At 73.5% G+C, this 14,648-nt stretch carries 12 protein-coding genes and 2 pseudogenes; 6 read left to right on the top strand and 8 right to left on the bottom strand.

Going from position 1 to position 14,648, the window contains the following annotated elements; all coding sequences use genetic code 11:
• Window positions 1-98 precede the first annotated feature (98 nt).
• Window positions 99-1,055: a LysR family transcriptional regulator gene (locus GGQ91_RS18805; RefSeq protein WP_043387084.1), complete on the top strand. Its 957-nt coding sequence runs from the start codon at window positions 99-101 to the stop codon at window positions 1,053-1,055.
• 268 nt (window positions 1,056-1,323) lie between these two features.
• On the opposite strand, the gene GGQ91_RS18810 is transcribed toward GGQ91_RS18805, so the two are convergent.
• From GGQ91_RS18810 to GGQ91_RS18820, 3 genes are all read right to left on the bottom strand, one after another.
• On the bottom strand, window positions 1,324-1,863 hold the full coding sequence (locus GGQ91_RS18810; protein ID WP_244538929.1) for a hypothetical protein: 540 nt from the start codon (window positions 1,861-1,863) through the stop codon (window positions 1,324-1,326).
• 322 nt (window positions 1,864-2,185) lie between these two features.
• A complete protein-coding gene (locus GGQ91_RS18815; RefSeq protein WP_043348747.1) occupies window positions 2,186-2,392 on the bottom strand; it encodes a hypothetical protein in 207 nt (68 codons plus the stop codon).
• 271 nt (window positions 2,393-2,663) lie between these two features.
• Entirely contained in the window at window positions 2,664-3,473 is an 810-nt protein-coding gene (locus GGQ91_RS18820) for a polyamine aminopropyltransferase (RefSeq protein ID WP_182592634.1), read from the bottom strand.
• A gap of 156 nt (window positions 3,474-3,629) precedes the next feature.
• On the opposite strand from GGQ91_RS18820, the gene GGQ91_RS18825 reads away from it, so the two are divergent.
• On the top strand, window positions 3,630-3,881 hold the full coding sequence (locus tag GGQ91_RS18825) for a hypothetical protein (RefSeq protein WP_043348754.1): 252 nt from the start codon (window positions 3,630-3,632) through the stop codon (window positions 3,879-3,881).
• A gap of 9 nt (window positions 3,882-3,890) precedes the next feature.
• On the opposite strand, the gene GGQ91_RS18830 is transcribed toward GGQ91_RS18825, so the two are convergent.
• From GGQ91_RS18830 to GGQ91_RS18840, 3 genes are all read right to left on the bottom strand, one after another.
• Window positions 3,891-4,346, bottom strand: a complete 456-nt coding sequence (locus tag GGQ91_RS18830; protein ID WP_182592635.1) for an SRPBCC domain-containing protein — start codon at window positions 4,344-4,346, stop codon at window positions 3,891-3,893.
• An 86-nt stretch (window positions 4,347-4,432) separates the two neighbouring features.
• The gene (locus GGQ91_RS18835) at window positions 4,433-4,732 is read right to left on the bottom strand and encodes a hypothetical protein (RefSeq protein ID WP_043348759.1); all 300 of its coding nucleotides are present in this window, start codon (window positions 4,730-4,732) and stop codon (window positions 4,433-4,435) included.
• A gap of 47 nt (window positions 4,733-4,779) precedes the next feature.
• Window positions 4,780-6,066: a Zn-dependent hydrolase gene (locus GGQ91_RS18840; RefSeq protein WP_182592636.1), complete on the bottom strand. Its 1,287-nt coding sequence runs from the start codon at window positions 6,064-6,066 to the stop codon at window positions 4,780-4,782.
• A 436-nt stretch (window positions 6,067-6,502) separates the two neighbouring features.
• Here GGQ91_RS18840 and GGQ91_RS18845 point away from each other — a divergent pair.
• Window positions 6,503-6,769 (top strand): annotated as a pseudogene (locus tag GGQ91_RS18845) (PAS domain-containing protein); the annotation flags it as partial.
• A 147-nt stretch (window positions 6,770-6,916) separates the two neighbouring features.
• Here the strand turns inward: GGQ91_RS18845 and GGQ91_RS18850 are convergent.
• Window positions 6,917-8,926: pseudogene (locus GGQ91_RS18850) on the bottom strand (DEAD/DEAH box helicase); the annotation flags it as partial.
• Between the two features lie 330 nt (window positions 8,927-9,256).
• Here GGQ91_RS18850 and GGQ91_RS18855 point away from each other — a divergent pair.
• The gene (locus GGQ91_RS18855) at window positions 9,257-12,109 is read left to right on the top strand and encodes a PAS domain-containing protein (RefSeq protein WP_182592637.1); all 2,853 of its coding nucleotides are present in this window, start codon (window positions 9,257-9,259) and stop codon (window positions 12,107-12,109) included.
• A gap of 101 nt (window positions 12,110-12,210) precedes the next feature.
• Window positions 12,211-12,516, top strand: coding sequence for a hypothetical protein (locus tag GGQ91_RS18860; RefSeq protein WP_043387073.1), 306 nt, complete (start codon window positions 12,211-12,213; stop codon window positions 12,514-12,516).
• Between the two features lie 141 nt (window positions 12,517-12,657).
• On the opposite strand, the gene GGQ91_RS18865 is transcribed toward GGQ91_RS18860, so the two are convergent.
• Complete coding sequence (locus GGQ91_RS18865; protein WP_182592779.1) at window positions 12,658-13,713, bottom strand: DUF2891 domain-containing protein; 1,056 nt, start codon at window positions 13,711-13,713, stop codon at window positions 12,658-12,660.
• A gap of 166 nt (window positions 13,714-13,879) precedes the next feature.
• Here GGQ91_RS18865 and GGQ91_RS18870 point away from each other — a divergent pair, with 166 nt between their 5' ends.
• Window positions 13,880-14,647 carry a CDP-diacylglycerol diphosphatase gene (locus GGQ91_RS18870; RefSeq protein ID WP_075382026.1) on the top strand — a complete coding sequence of 256 codons (768 nt, stop codon included), beginning with the start codon at window positions 13,880-13,882 and terminating at the stop codon, window positions 14,645-14,647.
• The last annotated feature ends 1 nt before the right edge of the window (window position 14,648 follow it).

Consider the following 14,648-nt stretch of genomic DNA (forward strand, 5'->3'; position numbering starts at 1 on the left):
TGTCTCCTGCAGAGCAGACGGTCGAGCGCGATTCGCTGCGCCGCAGCAGCCCTGTAGACCCGTTCACGGCACCGGTTGAGCCTGCTATCCGGAACCCCATGGTTGCGAGAACGGAAACCTTCCGGGGCGGACTCGAGGATGTGCGGGCCTTCTGCGCCGTCGTCGATCTCGGCACGGTGACGGCCGCGGCCGCGAGCCTGCAGGAGACCAAGGGCAGCGTCAGCCGACGGATCTCCCGCCTGGAACAGGCGCTGGGCGCCCGGCTGATGGCGCGCACCTCACGGGCGGTCTCGCCGACGGCCGAGGGGCTGGCCTTCTACGCCAAGGCGCAGGAGAGCCTGACCCTCCTCGACGAGGCGGCCGAGACCGCCCGCGACGCCCGCACGGTGCCGACCGGGCACCTGCGGATCACGACCTCGATCGATTTCGGGATCGAGGTGATGCCCGAGATCGTCGCGAGCTTCCGGACCGCCTACCCGCAGATCACCGTGGAGATGCTGAACACCGACGCGCGCCTCGACCTCGCGGCCAACCGGATCGACCTCGCCCTGCGTCTCGGCGGCGCGGAGGAGACCGGCTACCGCGCGATGGTCCTCGCGACCCTGGCTCTCGGCCTCTACGCCGCCCCCGCCTATCTGCTGCGCCGCCCGGCCCCGACGGACCTCGCGGGCCTGCACGACCACGACCTGATCCTCGCCCGGGAGCGGATCGGCACGGCGGGACTGGTGCTGACCGACGGGCAGGGCCGTACCGAGCCGCTGGCCTTGAGCCCGGCCATCCGGGTCAGCGACTTCGCCACCGCGCACCGGCTGACCCTGGCGGGCGCCGGGATCGGCCATCTCCCGAGCCTCGTCGCCGCCCGCGCCGTGGAGGCGGGGGAGATCCTGCGGGTGCTCAGCCCCTGGGCGACCCGCGGCGCGCATCTGCGCGCCGTCACCCTCGCGGGGCGCGAATTGCCCGCCCGCGTCCAGGTCTTCCGCGAGCATGTCCGCAGCGCCCTGGCGGCGCGCGACTGCCCCGGCGCCACCCTGGACGGCGACGACCCAAACAGATGACGCCCTCTCTTGCGCCGAAGATGACAGGGGCTGCGATCGGAATGGGCATCGCCCGGGCGACCGCCTAAGCCGAGCGACCCGCCGCCACCCGGTTCGTTCTGCCGTCGGCGGGCCGGTCCATCACGACCGACTTATATCTGCGCCGTGGCGACAGCATCGCCCTGCGCACCGGCGATGCGCACCCGCCCCGGGACCAGCCGACGGATCTCGCCATCCCGTGCGCGACGCACCCTTCCGCCGCGTCGGAGTCGGGGCATCGCGGCGCGGCTCAGCCGTCGCGACCGAGGCCGAGACCGCGGATGATGTCGCCGATCGGATCGATCTTCGGGGACGGGGCAGCCACCGGGGCCGTCTGGGGGGCCGCCGCGACGACGGCCGGCCGATCGGATTGCGCGGTACGCTCGAGTGCGGCGTGGCGAAGCCGGGCAGTCCGGCGCGACCCACGCTCCGCCCCCTTCGGCCGATGCGTCGCCACGGCCTTCCGCAGCGGTTCGGCCGGACGTGCCATCTCGGCCGGAAGCGGCGCGGTCGGCATCGCCGTGGAGGGAACCGCGGCGGCGATCCGCGGCGTCGGGACAGCCGCCAGCGCCCCCGTGGTCTCCGGTGCGGACGCGTGGGCCGGGGGATTCACCCAGGCGGCCGGCGCGACTGGTGCCGCAGCCGTCACGACCGGACGTGCAGGGCGTGTCTGCACCTCGTAATTGCCCGGATGCAGAATATGCGCGGCCGCCACCAGCCCGAATACGGCAACGGCAGTGGTACCGAGGGTGGAGCGGTAGTGTTCCATGGCGGAAAAACGTACCGCCAAGCTCCCGGTTCCGCGCCACCGAACCGTGCGTCGGCGCAAACAAAAAAGGCCACTCCCGAAGGAGCGGCCCGAAGTCTAGGGAGGAAACGCCCAAGAAGGGCAGCGGGATCGCGACGCCATCGCCATCCCGCAATGCAAAGATAGGATACCGCAGTGCGGCATGCAACGGATCGGACGCCGGGGAGATATGCATATGCTACCCTGTTGGGCCGTTCAGCCATGCACCTGAAGCATGTCACGGCGCGGGATCGCGGACGGACCGCGCGACGCGCAGGGCGCCCTGCACGCGGATCTGGCGGTGGCGGGTGGACGAGAACGGGATCTAGGCCCCCCCGGACCGACCATCCTGGCCGATGAGCCGCTCGATCTCCGCCTCCGCGACGGCGCGTGCCGCGTGCTCGGAGGTGTACGGGCGGAACGACCCCCGGACCAGCTTGCCGCGGTCGCGGATCGCCCAGGTGAAGCGGCCGGGATCATGCCGGCTTGGCCTGACCTCGACCGTGTAGAGATGCCCGCCCGTCGCACCCATGCTGGGAATGTGCGGAAGCGTCCCGCATCGGGACAGGGGGTGCGACCCTGGGCGTCAGTCCCGTTCGCGAGAGCCGTTCTCCCCGCGTTGCTAGGGCGCGCTCCGGACCAGGGCCGGCCGTCCGACCCGCCCCCGTCCTCCGGAGGGGCCGGAGCGCGGGCCCCTCAGGCGGAGAGGGGTGGATCGGAACGCCGCGGAGGCCGCATCGTCGGTCCCGTCACCCCGCGGTGGGGAATCACAGAACCCGGTTGCACCCCGTGCGGGAACGGCCCTAGCGCGCCGGCCGCCGGCCCTGGGCCGGTCCGCGCGGTCCGGCGCCGCCCGCCGGCCGGCCCTCGCTCCGGCCCTCACCCCGAGCCTCGCCCCGAGTCTCGCCCCGAGTCTCGCCCCGAGTCTCGGCCTGCCCCTCGGTCCGGGTCCCGAGCCAGACCACGTGCTTCGGGCCGCTGCCCCGGCCGCTCGCGTGGACGCGCTGCTCGTCGACCGCGAAGCCGGAGCGCTGCAGGCGGCTCTTGAACTTCCGGTCCGGGGCGCCCGACCAGACGCCCAGGATGCCGCCCGGCCGCAGGGCCCAGCGGGCGCGCTTCAGGCCCCAATTGTCGTAGAGCCGGTCGTTCGACTTGCGCATCAGCCCCTCCGGGCCGTTGTCGACGTCGAGCAGGATCGCGTCGTAGCGCGCCGGGCCGGCCTGGATCAGGCGGTTGACGTCGGCCTCCTGCAGGTCGACCCGCGGATCGTCCAGGCAGCCGGCGAAGACGTGGGCGAGCGGCCCCCGGGCCCAGGCGACCACGGCGGGCACCAGCTCGGCCACCACCACCTGTGCCTCCGGCCCGAGGCCTTCGAGCGCCGCCCGCAGGGTGAAGCCCATGCCGAGGCCGCCGATCAGGATCCGGGCCCGGGGCCGGTCCTGGAGCCGCGCGCAGGTCATCGCCGCGAGCGCCACCTCGGAACCGCTGCGCCGGTTGTTCATGAGCTCGATCGTGTCGGCCATGATGGCGAATTCGTCGCCGCGCCGCATCAGGCGCAGGTCGGTGCCGCCCCCGGGCACGGATCCGGTATCGAGATGAACCCAGGGTATCACGCACACGTCCTCGGCTTGCCGGCGCCCGTCCCGTACGGGCGGCGGAGGGATCGCGGCAGGAGCAAGGCGGCGCCCGGACCCGGCAGTGCGCGTCGCGCAACCCCCTGCCCGGCGACGCACCTTGCCGCGACCGATTCCGGCGGCGTATCAGCACCTATGGCCAAACGCATCAAGTCGAGACCCCAGGAGCGGGGCTCCGTTCTGTTCGATATCGTCTTCACGGACGGTTCACGGGCCTCGAACCGGCGTGTGCCGGCCGAGATCCTCGGCGGCCTGGACGGCGACGAGCCGGCCCGGCAGCTCATCGCCGAGCAGGAGGAAGAGATCGCCCGCAAGGCCGGACGGCCGGGCCGCGCGATCGAGAGCCTGACGCGCTCGCCCGTCGTCAAGCCGAAGCCGGTCGTCTGACCGGAGCGGTCAGGCGCTCTCGGCCAGCCGGCGCAGGACCTCGTCGCGCAGGGCCTCGTTCATCGCCGCGAACCGGGTCTGCAGGCGCGTCCGCAGCCACGGGACCAGGGCGGGGGCGAGCAGGCCTGCGACGGCCACCGCCTGGACGAGGCGGACCCCGTCGGCGGTCTCGAGGATCCGGACCTCGTGCTCGCCGACGAGCAGGGGCGGCATCGTGAGGCCGCCGCGCCACGCGAGGCGCCGACCGGGCTCCCAGCCGGTCACCGTCACCTGGCGCGTCCGGTAGGCGCGGCCGTTCAGGGTCCGCTCCAGCCGCCAGCGCGCGCCCTCGCGCAGGCGGCCCGCCGCCTTGCGGATATACGGGTTCCACGCCGGGTAGGAATCCAGATCCGTCAGCACGGACCAGACCAGTCCGGCCCGCGCGGGGATCGCGATCTCCGTGCTGCTGATCCGAACGCCCGTCATGCCTTCCCTCCCGCCGCCCTCCCGCCGGCGCCCGTTCGCCCCGGCCGCTCCCGCTCTCCGAGACCGCGCGCCGCCCACCCGGCGGTTCAGACCGCGCCCTCGACCACTTCCAGCGCCCGCAGGATGGCGAACCCGATCCGCTCGGCCTCGGTCTCCGCGTCGGCGGGGAGCAGCGCCACGGTCTCGACCCCCCGCTCGTCCTCCGGACCGACCACGACCCGGATCACGTCGCCCTCGACCGCCGACGGGTCCCGGATCAGGCCGACCCGATGGCCGGCCCCCGTGCCGAAGACGCGCAGGGGCGCCTGGGCGGGATCGGGCTCCGGTTCCGGCGCGGGGGTGCGGGGGACGCCGAAGGCGGGGCGGATGACGTTGTCGTCGGACATGCGGAACCCAGTCTCCGTTCGTACGCGGGTGCCGGTGCGGGCGGGGCTCAGGCCGGCCCGGTCCGGGGGGCGGCGAGACCCGCCGTCGCGAGCACCGCGTCGGCCAGCACCTCCAGGCCGGCCCCGGCCCAGGCCGGCGTGATGCTCTCGGCCTCGTTGTGGCTGATCCCGCCGTGGCAGGGGCAGAACACCAGAGCCGCCGGCACCGCACGGGCGCAGTAGACGGCGTCGTGGTAGATCGCGGTCGGCATCCGCGTCCAGGCATGGCCCCGCGCCTCCGCCGCCGCCTGGACGCGATCCACCAGAACCGGATCGAACGGGGTCGGGGGCGCCCGCCAGAACTCCGAGACCTGGATCGTGACGCCGCGCCCGGCCGCCAGCGCGTCGGCCCGGGCGCGGATCCGCGTCCCCATCGCCTCCAGCTGCGCGGTGTCGCCGTGGCGGGTGTCGAGGCTGAACCAGACCCGGCCAGGCGTGATGTTGCGGCTCGCCGGCTCCGCCTTCAGCACGCCGACGGTGGCGCGGCCGCGCTCGCCCCCCTCGCCGACCGCCGTCTCGGCGATGTCCTCCAGCGAGGCGATCAGCGCCGCCGCGGCCATCATCGCGTCCCGCCGGCCCGCCATGGGGCTGCCGGCATGGGCCTCCTCGCCCAGCACGGTGATCTCGTACCAGATCTGGGCGAGCGCCCGGTCGACCACCCCGATGGTGAGGCCGGCCTCCTCCAGGCGCTTGCCCTGCTCGATGTGGAGCTCGAAATAGGCGCCGATCTCCCGCAGGGCGGCGGGATCCGCCGTGCCCTGCCAGCCGATGCGCCGCAGCGCGTCGCCGAAGACGTGGCCCGCGAGGTCGCGGGTCGCCAGGATGTCGGCCTCCGGGACGATGCCCATGGCGACGCCGCTGCCGCTCATCGGCGGGGCGAAGCGCGCGCCCTCCTCGTTGCACCAGTTGATCAGCAGGAGCGGCGCCTCGGTCTCGATCCCGGCCTCGTGCAGGGCGCGCATGATCTCGAGCCCGGCCAGCACGCCGAGGGGTCCGTCGAACTTGCCCCCGGTGGGCTGGGTGTCGAGATGGCTGCCGATGGCCACGGGCTTGCGGCTCGGATCGCGCCCGGGGCGGCGGAAGATCATGGTGCCGACCCGGTCCACGGTGAGCGTCAGCCCCGCCGCCTCGCCCCAGCGTTGGAACAGGGTGCGGCCCTCGGCGTCGCGGTCGGTCAGGGCCTGCCGGTCGTTGCCGCCGTTGGGGAGCGCGCCGATCCGGGCGAGATCCATCAGGCTGTCCCAGAGCCGGACCTGCGAGAGCGGGAGGTTGATGCGGTCCACCGTGCGCTCCATGGTGCCTCTGCCGAATGCCGACCGGACGGTGCAGGTTACGGCGCACCGGCAACCCGCACCAGGGTCGGGCGACGCGTGTTCCGGCGGCCGGGCAGCGGCCGTCCCGGAGCCCGGGGCGGAGTGCGGAATTCTCTCCGATCGCGCGGTCTACCCATCATTTGTGATCGAACTTTCCGTGCCGCAGCGATGTGGATTCGGTCTTTGTGCCGCGATGGGACGGCCGAGACCTGTCGAGAAACGCCGAGATTCGCCCTGCGCCGCATCGATGTCTTCCTCGGCCGCAATGCGACCCGAAACTCGGCGGCCGCGACGCCGCGTATGAAGCTGTCGACCGCGACGATACTGGACATCCGGCGTGCCGAGCGCATGTGGTGCGGATCAATCTGTCCATCATCGTACAATCATCGATACTAGCCAGTTCGGAGAGGATTCCATGATGCTGGCTTCTACGGCAGCCTCTGCCCTGCAGGCCGCCGGACTGATCGGACTCTGGGATACGGACGTCCGGGCCGGCCGGTCGGTGCTCGACACGGGCGCGGCGTCCCTTCTGGCGGGGGACCCGCGGCTCGCCGGGACGCCGCTGCCGCTCGACGCCGCCCTCGGCCGCATCCACCCGGCGGACCGGGACTGGGTGTTCGGCCGGATCCACCATGTCCGTCGGACCGGGGGGCCGGTTTCGCTGGAGTTCCGCATCCTGACCGGGGCGGGCGAGACCCGCTGGATCCTCAACCGCGGCTGCCTGACGCCCGACGCGGACGGCGCGCTGCGGGGACGCGGCGCCTATATCGACGTGACGGATCTCCATCCGCCGTCGGTGCGGGCCGCGGAGGGCAGCGGCGCCGCGCAGGGGGCCGACCACGAGCCGGATCGTGCCGTCGGCGAGCCCCGCCTTGACGCGCTTGGCCTCGGCCGGCGCCACGAGGCGCGAGAGCTGCGCCACCTCCACGCCGAACCGCCCGAAGCGGCGGCGCAGGGTCTCGGCATGCTGGCGGGCCAGCACGGTGGTCGGGGCGATCAGCGCCGCCTGCCGGCCGGAGAAGATCGCGGCCGCGAGCGCCCGGAGCGCCACCTCGGTCTTGCCGAAGCCGACATCGCCGCAGACCAGCCGGTCCATCGGCCGGCCGGAGGCGAGGTCGGCCATCAGCGCATCGACCGCAGCCGCCTGATCGGGCGTCGGCGCGAAGCCGAAGCCCGCGGCGAACCGCTCCATGTCCCGGGCCGGGGGCGACAGGACCGGCGCCTCCGTCTCCCGGCGGGCGCGGGCGGCCTCCAGCATCAGGCGGGCGGTCCGCGCCATGGTGGCCTCGGCCTCCAGGCGGCGCCGAGGCCACGTGCCGCCGTCGAGCTTGTCGAGGGTGACGGCGTCGGGCTCCGGACCGTAGCGCCAGATCCGGTCGGCCTGGGTCACCGGCACCATCAGGATCGCGTCGCCGGAAAAGCGCAGGCGCAGGGCCTCGGAGGGCTCCTCGCCCCGGGTCGTCACCGCCTCCAGCCCCTCGAACACGCACAGGCCGTGATCCCGGTCGACGGCCACGTCGCCGGGGCGCAGGTCGACCTCGCCCATGGGCAGGATCGCCCGGGCGCCCCCCGTGACGGCGGCCTCCGGGCCGAACAGGTCGGCGGCGGCGATCACGGTCGCGCCCTGCTCGGGCACCCGGAAGCCGGCCGCCAGCGGCGCCTCCAGGGCGAGGACGTCGCCGGGTGCCGCCTCGGCGACGTCGGCCCAGGCGTCGATCAGCCGGATCGGGCGCTCGGCGATCTTGCCCGCCTGGCGCACGAGGCGCCGGAGCGGCCGGACCGAGCCGGCGAGCACGACGACGTCGCCGGCCTTCAGCCGCTCGCGCAGGACCTTGGCGAAGGCCGTCCCCGGCCGGCGCTCCCCGGCGAAGGTCGGCATGGCCCGGGGCTCCCCGGCCGCCTCGGTGACGGCAAGCCGGCCGTGCGCCGCCACGATGGCGCGCCACGCCTCCGGCGTCAGATAGAGGGCGGCGCCGGGCTGCCCCTGCGCGTCGCGGGCGGTCAGCCGGCCCCGCGCCTCGTCCATCTGCTCGAAGAAGGCGTCGACCCGGGCCTGCGTGCCGTCCTCGACCGCGAGGCGCGCGCCGGGCACGTAGTCCAAGAGGGTGACGAGGCGGGGGTAATAGCGGTCCAGGCGGTGCTCCTGGCCGGTGAAGGGCTCGAAGCTCTGGCCGGATCCGGGCTCCAGGATGATCTCGGTGGCGGGATCGATGACGAGTTCGTCCGCCTCGGCCACCGAGCGCTGCGAGATCGGGTCGTAGGAGCGGATCGCCGTGACGCGCCCCTCCGCGTGCTCGATCCGGCAGGGCCGCGGCGCGGCGGCGGGGAACACCTCGACGGTGCGGCCGCGGACGGCGATCTCGCCGGGCTCGTCGACCCGTTCGTCGAGGATGTAGCCGAGGCGCTTCAGGTCGGCGGTCGCGGCGGCGACGTCGAGGGGGTCGCCGACCCGCAGGGTCACGCGGGCCGAGGCCCAGGTCTCCGGCGGCGGCACGCGCTGCACGAGGGCGGGGGCGGTGGTCAGCACGAAATCCGGCAGCGCCTCCCGGTCGGTCAGCCAGCGCAGCACCGCGGCCCGGGCGCCCATCATGGCCCGCGACGGCGAGGCGTGGTCGAAGGGCAGGCAGTCCCATTCGGGATAGATCGCGACCTGCGCGTCGGGATCCAGCGCCCGGAGGGTCGCGGCGAGGTCCTCGAGGCGGCGGGCATCCCGGGCGACATGCACCACCGGACCGGGGCCCTCGGCATAGGCCAGGAGCGCCACCGCCAGGGCGCCGGTGGGCATCAGCGGCGCGTCCTCCAAGCCCTGATGGGCGCCCGCCTTCGTCCTGCGCTTGGCCATGCCTGATCCGAACCCGTCCCTCTTGAGCCGGCAACGCCGCACCGCCCCCGCGGGCTCCCGGCCGCGGCGATCCGATCCACAGCCGTGACCGCGCGGCCTCCGGTGCGGTCCGCGCCGGCACAGATCACGAAGACACCGAAGCGGGCGCCCGGACGGGATCGCCGGCCCGGACAAGACTTGGCCGGCGCCTGTGAAACCATGTTGTCGCCGACGATCCGATGCGAATGTCGACTAATGGACTGTCGCGGAATGCTTGGGCTGGTCGCGCCGCCGGGCCCGTGAGGCAGAGTTTCATTAGGGAGGCGCGGGCGCTTACGCTATGACGGTCCCGTGTCGCAGACCGAGACAATATCCCGCCCGTCGGGTTTCGAGCCCGAGCATCCCCAGCGGCTCGCCGCCTTGCGCGCCTACGCCATCCTCGACACGCCGCCGGAGCGCGCGTTCGACGAGATCGCCGAGATGGCCGCCCAGGCCTGCGGCACGCCGATGGCCCACATCAATTTCGTCGATGCCGACCGGCAGTGGATCAAGGCTGCGTTCGGCCACCCCGCGCGGGCGATGCCGCTCGATTTCGGCTTCTGCACCGAGGCCATGCGCGAGGACGGCGTCCTCGTGCTGCCCGATCTGGCCGCGCTGCCGGACCGCGCCGCCAATCCGCTCGTGGCCGGCGAGCCGCACCTGCGCTTCTACGCCGGCGTGCCCCTGGTGACGCCGGACGGCTGGGCCATCGGGACGCTCTGCGTCCTCGACCGCGTCCCGCGCACCCTGACCGACCAGCAGATCTTCATCCTCAAGGCGCTCGCCCGGACGGTGATGACGCAGCTGGACACCCGGAATGCCGAGGCCGCCCTGCGCCGGAACGAGGAGCGCTACCGCTCGCTGTTCACCTTCATCGATGCCGGCTTCTGCCTGGTCGAGCTGACGTTCGAAGACGGCCGGGCGGTCGATTACCGCTTCCTGGAGGCCAATCCCGCCTTCGAGCGGCAGACCGGCCTGACGGACGTGGTAGGGCGGTGGATGCGGGACATCGCCCCCGATCACGAGCAATGCTGGTTCGACCTCTACGGCCGCGTCGCCCTGACCGGCGAGCCGGTCCGCGTCGAGCAGGCCGCCAAGGCCCTCGACCGCTGGTACGACGTGCACGCCTACCGGGTCGACGGGCCGGGCCGGAACCGCGTCGCGATCCTGTTCAACGACATCACCGAGCGCCGCCGGAGCGAGATCGCACTCCGCGCCCGGGAGGCGGAACTCCGGCTGGTCGCGGACGCGATGCCGGTCCTGATCGCCTTCATCGACCGCACCCTCACCTATCGGTTCGCCAACGCCGCCTACGAGTCCTGGACCGGCTGCAGGCCCTCCGAGGTCGTCGGGCAGACCGTGCGGATGCTCATCGGTCCCGAGGCCTTCGCGATGCGGCAGGCCGCCTTCGAGCGGGTGCTGGCCGGGCAGGAGATCCGCCGGGAATGGACCTGGACGCTCCCGAACGGCGAGACCCGCGTCGCCGACACCCGCTACCTGCCGCGCCGGGGAGCGGACGGAGGGGTCGACGGATTCTACGTCTTCGCCCACGACGTCTCGGAGCGGAAGCGGATCGAGGCGCTGCTCCAGTCCCGGGCGGAGCGCCTCGAAGCGCAGGTCGCCGCCCAGACCCGCGACCGCGACCGGGTCTGGACGCTGTCGCCGGTGCTGAAGCTCGTCGCGGACCGGGACGGGCGGGTCCAGTCGGCGAACCCGTCCTGGAGCCGGGCGCTCGGCTGGTCGGAGGCCGAGACCCTGGGCCGGGCCGCCCTCGACTTCGTGGCCGCCCCGGAGCGGGCGGCCGCGCAGGCGGCGCTGCGGCCCCTCTGCGACGAGAGCCGGGTCGAGGATGTCGAACTTTCCTGTCTGACCCGCGCCGGCGACCGGCGCCGGGTGCTCTGGACCGTCGTGCCGGAGGACGGGCTGTTCTACGGCTTCGGGCGCGACATCACCGAGCAGCGGCAGGCCGAGGAGGCCCTGCGGCAATCGCAGAAGCTGGAGGCCATCGGCCAGCTCACCGGCGGGGTGGCCCACGACTTCAACAACCTCCTGACCATCATCCGGTCCTCCATGGAATTCCTGCGCCGGCCCGACCTCGCCGAGGAGCGCCGCCGCCGCTACGTCGACGCGGTCTCCGACACCGTGGACCGCGCGGCCAAGCTCACCGGCCAGCTCCTCGCCTTCGCCCGGCGCCAGGCGCTGAAGCCCCAGGTCTTCGACATCGGCGCGCGCCTGCGCAGCATCGCCGACATGCTCGACTCGGTTACCGGCGCGCGCATCCGCGTCATCATCGAGCTGCCGGAGACGCCCCGCTTCGTGCGCGCCGACGAGAGCCAGTTCGAGACCGCGCTGATCAACATGGCGGTCAACGCCCGCGACGCCATGCGTGGGGAAGGCAGCCTGACCCTGCGCCTGGAGGGCGAGTGCCCGATGCCGCCGATCCGCGGGCATGCCGGCGCGCCGGGGCCTTTCGTGGCCGTGCGGGTTTCCGATACCGGCGGCGGTATCCCGGACGCCGATCTGGGGCGGATCTTCGAGCCGTTCTTCACCACCAAGGAGATCGGCAAGGGCACCGGCCTCGGCCTCAGCCAGGTCATCGGCTTCGCCAAGCAGTCGGGCGGCGACATCGACGTGGCGAGCACGCTCGGGCGCGGCACGACCTTCTCGCTCTACCTGCCCCAGGTCGAGGCGCCCGCAGAGGTCGCCGAGGCCGACCGCGACCGCCGCCGGGCGGCGGAACCGCGGCGGGGCCTGTGCATCCTCGTCGTGGAGGACAATCTCGGGGTCGGCCGGTTCTGCACCCAGATCCTGGAGGATCTGGGCCATGCCCCGGTCTGGGCGAAATCCGCCGAGGAGGCGCTGGGCGAACTCGGGCGGACGCCCGACCGCTTCGACGTGGTCTTCTCCGACGTGGTCATGCCGGGGATGGGCGGCTTCGCCCTCGCCCGGCAGCTCCAGGCCGACCGTCCCGACCTGCCGGTGGTGCTGACCTCGGGCTACAGCCACATCCTGGCCACGGACGACGCCCACGGCTTCACCCTCGTGCGCAAGCCCTACTCCGCCGAGCAGCTCGCCCAGGTCCTCTACGAGACGGCGAAGCGCGGCGGGCAGCCGGCCGCCCCGGCGCCGCAGCCGGGCGGCGCTGACGGGGCGCGCGATCCTTAACCGCCTTCGCCCGAATTCGTCCGCGTTCTAACCTAAGCATTTTGGGCCACACCGGACTGGATGTATTGTATTCGCCTCGACAATCGGGGCGCGAGACCGCCATGCCGCTGACCGGACGCTTCTGGTTCCGCCGGACCTGGACCGGCAAGCTGATCCTGCTCGTCGAGGAGGAGCGCGGGCGCTGGTTCCGTCGCCACCTCGGCCGCAAGCTGCGCTGGCGCGATGCGCGGCTCCTCGACCTCGCCGAAGCGCCCCTGCGGAACCTGATGACGCTGGAGCGGACCTACCGCGCCGAGTTTGGACCCGGAGACCTGCGCCGGCCGGTCGGAATCGCTCCGGTGACGGGCGCATTGCCGTTGCGACGCGGCGTTCCGGATCCAGGAACAAGACCACCTGTGTCGAGTTGATGCCGGGCCAGACGGTGCCGACCGCATTGTCCGGCCGCCCCGCTCGGGCGTTTCCTCCCTAGACTTTCGGACCGTTCTCTTGAGGGCGGTCTTTTTTTATTGTCGGTCCCCTTCCCCAGCCCGGCCCGGGGCGAAGAGTTCTCAAGTTTCTCTTAGAAGATCATCCGGACCGCCGCCCGGGTCGCCGTCCGGCCCCGCCTCCAAGGCCAGAACCGCGAAGGTCGCGAGCCAGTGCTCGCCCATGTAGTCGCCGGTGACGTGCGGGAGCCCCGCCGCGAGGTGATCCTCCGCGGCCGCGCCCAGGAGCGGCCGGCGGGGATCGTCCGCACCGAGGGCCGCGGCCAGCGCGCGGAAGCACCATGCGCGGCTGAGGTTCAGCCCGTCGAGATGGGCGATCTTGCCGTCCGAGCGGTCGGTCACGCGGGCCGGGCGGAACAGGGTCGCGGGCCGGGACGCCGGGAGATCGGGCAGGAACCGGTCGAACCAGGGCGCGAAACGCGTGGGGGGCAGCAGCCGGCGCATGCATTCGGCCTCGATCAGCGCGGAGGACAGGAAGTCGTCGCCGCCGGGCTCGCCCCAGGCCGGGCAGTCCGTGTCCGCCCCGTACCAGCGCTCGGCGGTGTCGCGCAGCAGGGCGGTCAGCCCGGCATCCCCCGCGCCATCCGCGTAATCGGCCGCCAGGCGCAGCGCGAAGGCGGTGTTGAAATGGGTCCCGACCCGTACCGGATAGACGGCGACCGGCAGGAAGTCCCGGAACCGCTGCGCGATCATCCCGGCCAGCGGCGCCAGGGCCTCGGACCAGCGGCGCTCGGGGAGCGCGGAGAGTTCGTCGGCGAGCTTCAGGAGCCAGCCCCAGCCGTAGGGCCGCTCGAAGCCCCGGGCGGTCGGGGCGGCGAAGTAGGCGCATTCCCCCGCCACCGTCTCGGGGGTCAGCTGCGCGTCGAGCCGGGCGCGGATCGCCGGGGCCTGGGGGCCGTCCGGGTACAGGCGCAGCACGCGCGCCAGCAGCCAGGTGCCGTGGACGCAGGAATGCCAGTCGTAGCTGCCGTGGAAGGCCGGGTGCAGGGCCGCGGGGGTGCGGGCATCCGCCGGACCGGCCAGGACGTGCCCGGGCTTGTTCGGATATTCGCGGGCGACGTGGCCCAGGGCGACCGCGGCGAAGCGCGCGGCGATGTCGGGGGTGAGCGCGGTCGTCATCGCGGGCATGGCGTCATCGCGGGCCTCCGGGGCGGCGGAGCGGCCGGCATAGCGGGTTTTCCGGTGCGGCGTCAGCGTCTCCGGATCCTTTGCCGGCAGGCCCCCGGATCGGCTATTCCGGGACGGCCAAGCCGACGCGCCGCGCCGGCTCGATCGGGGAGCCCTCATGCGCCGCGCGCCGTTCGCCGCCCTCCTCGTGGCGCTCTCCGCGATGGCCGCGGTCCCGGCCGCGGCCGCCCCCGATCCGAGCCGCGACGTCCTGTGGGCGGCGCTGAAGACCTGCGTGCTCGCCAAGCGGCTCGCCAACCGGACCTTCCCGTGCCTCTCGGTCGACCTGGGCGACGCGGATCGTCCGGGCTCGGCGGTGCTGCGCGCCCCCGGCGAGCCGACCCACAGCGTCGTCATGCCCACCGACACCGTGGCGGGCCTGGAGGCACCGGTCCTGCGCGGGCCGCGGGGCGCCGCCTACTGGCGGGCGGCCCTGGCGGCGCGGCCGCTCGTGTCGGACGTGCTGAAAGGGAAGCTGTCCCCCGCGGAGGTCGGGCTCGCGGTCAACTCGGCCCGGGGCCGCAGCCAGGACCAGCTGCACATCCATCTCGACTGCCTGAAGCCGAGCGTGCTCAAGGCGGTCCGGGCGCACGGCCGGCAGGTGCGCCACACCTGGAGCCGCTTCCCGGTGCCACTGGCCGGCGACCGCTACTACGCCCTGCGCGTGCCGGAGGCGGAGGCCGCGCAGTTCAACCCGTTCGCGGCCCTGCACACCCTGCCGGGCGCCCGGCCGGACCTGCACCGGACGAGCTTCGCGGCGCTCGCCACGCCCCCGGGCGATCCCGAGCCGGGCTACATCCTGCTGGCCTACCGGGCGCCGAGTGCCAGCGCCGAGGACGTCATGGACCACAGCTGTCGGCTCGCGGCTGACCGGAGCGGCGCCTGAG

Source organism: Methylobacterium fujisawaense (assembly GCF_014138435.1).
Lineage (GTDB): Bacteria > Pseudomonadota > Alphaproteobacteria > Rhizobiales > Beijerinckiaceae > Methylobacterium > Methylobacterium fujisawaense.

Coding starts and splice junctions, on each gene's coding strand:
- GGQ91_RS18805 (WP_043387084.1), top strand. CDS start 99: ATGGTTGCGAGAACGGAAACCTTCCGGGGCGGACTCGAGGATGTGCGG.
- GGQ91_RS18815 (WP_043348747.1), bottom strand. CDS start 2,392: ATGGGTGCGACGGGCGGGCATCTCTACACGGTCGAGGTCAGGCCAAGC.
- GGQ91_RS18825 (WP_043348754.1), top strand. CDS start 3,630: ATGGCCAAACGCATCAAGTCGAGACCCCAGGAGCGGGGCTCCGTTCTG.
- GGQ91_RS18830 (WP_182592635.1), bottom strand. CDS start 4,346: ATGACGGGCGTTCGGATCAGCAGCACGGAGATCGCGATCCCCGCGCGG.
- GGQ91_RS18835 (WP_043348759.1), bottom strand. CDS start 4,732: ATGTCCGACGACAACGTCATCCGCCCCGCCTTCGGCGTCCCCCGCACC.
- GGQ91_RS18840 (WP_182592636.1), bottom strand. CDS start 6,066: ATGGAGCGCACGGTGGACCGCATCAACCTCCCGCTCTCGCAGGTCCGG.
- GGQ91_RS18860 (WP_043387073.1), top strand. CDS start 12,211: ATGCCGCTGACCGGACGCTTCTGGTTCCGCCGGACCTGGACCGGCAAG.
- GGQ91_RS18865 (WP_182592779.1), bottom strand. CDS start 13,713: ATGACGACCGCGCTCACCCCCGACATCGCCGCGCGCTTCGCCGCGGTC.
- GGQ91_RS18870 (WP_075382026.1), top strand. CDS start 13,880: ATGCGCCGCGCGCCGTTCGCCGCCCTCCTCGTGGCGCTCTCCGCGATG.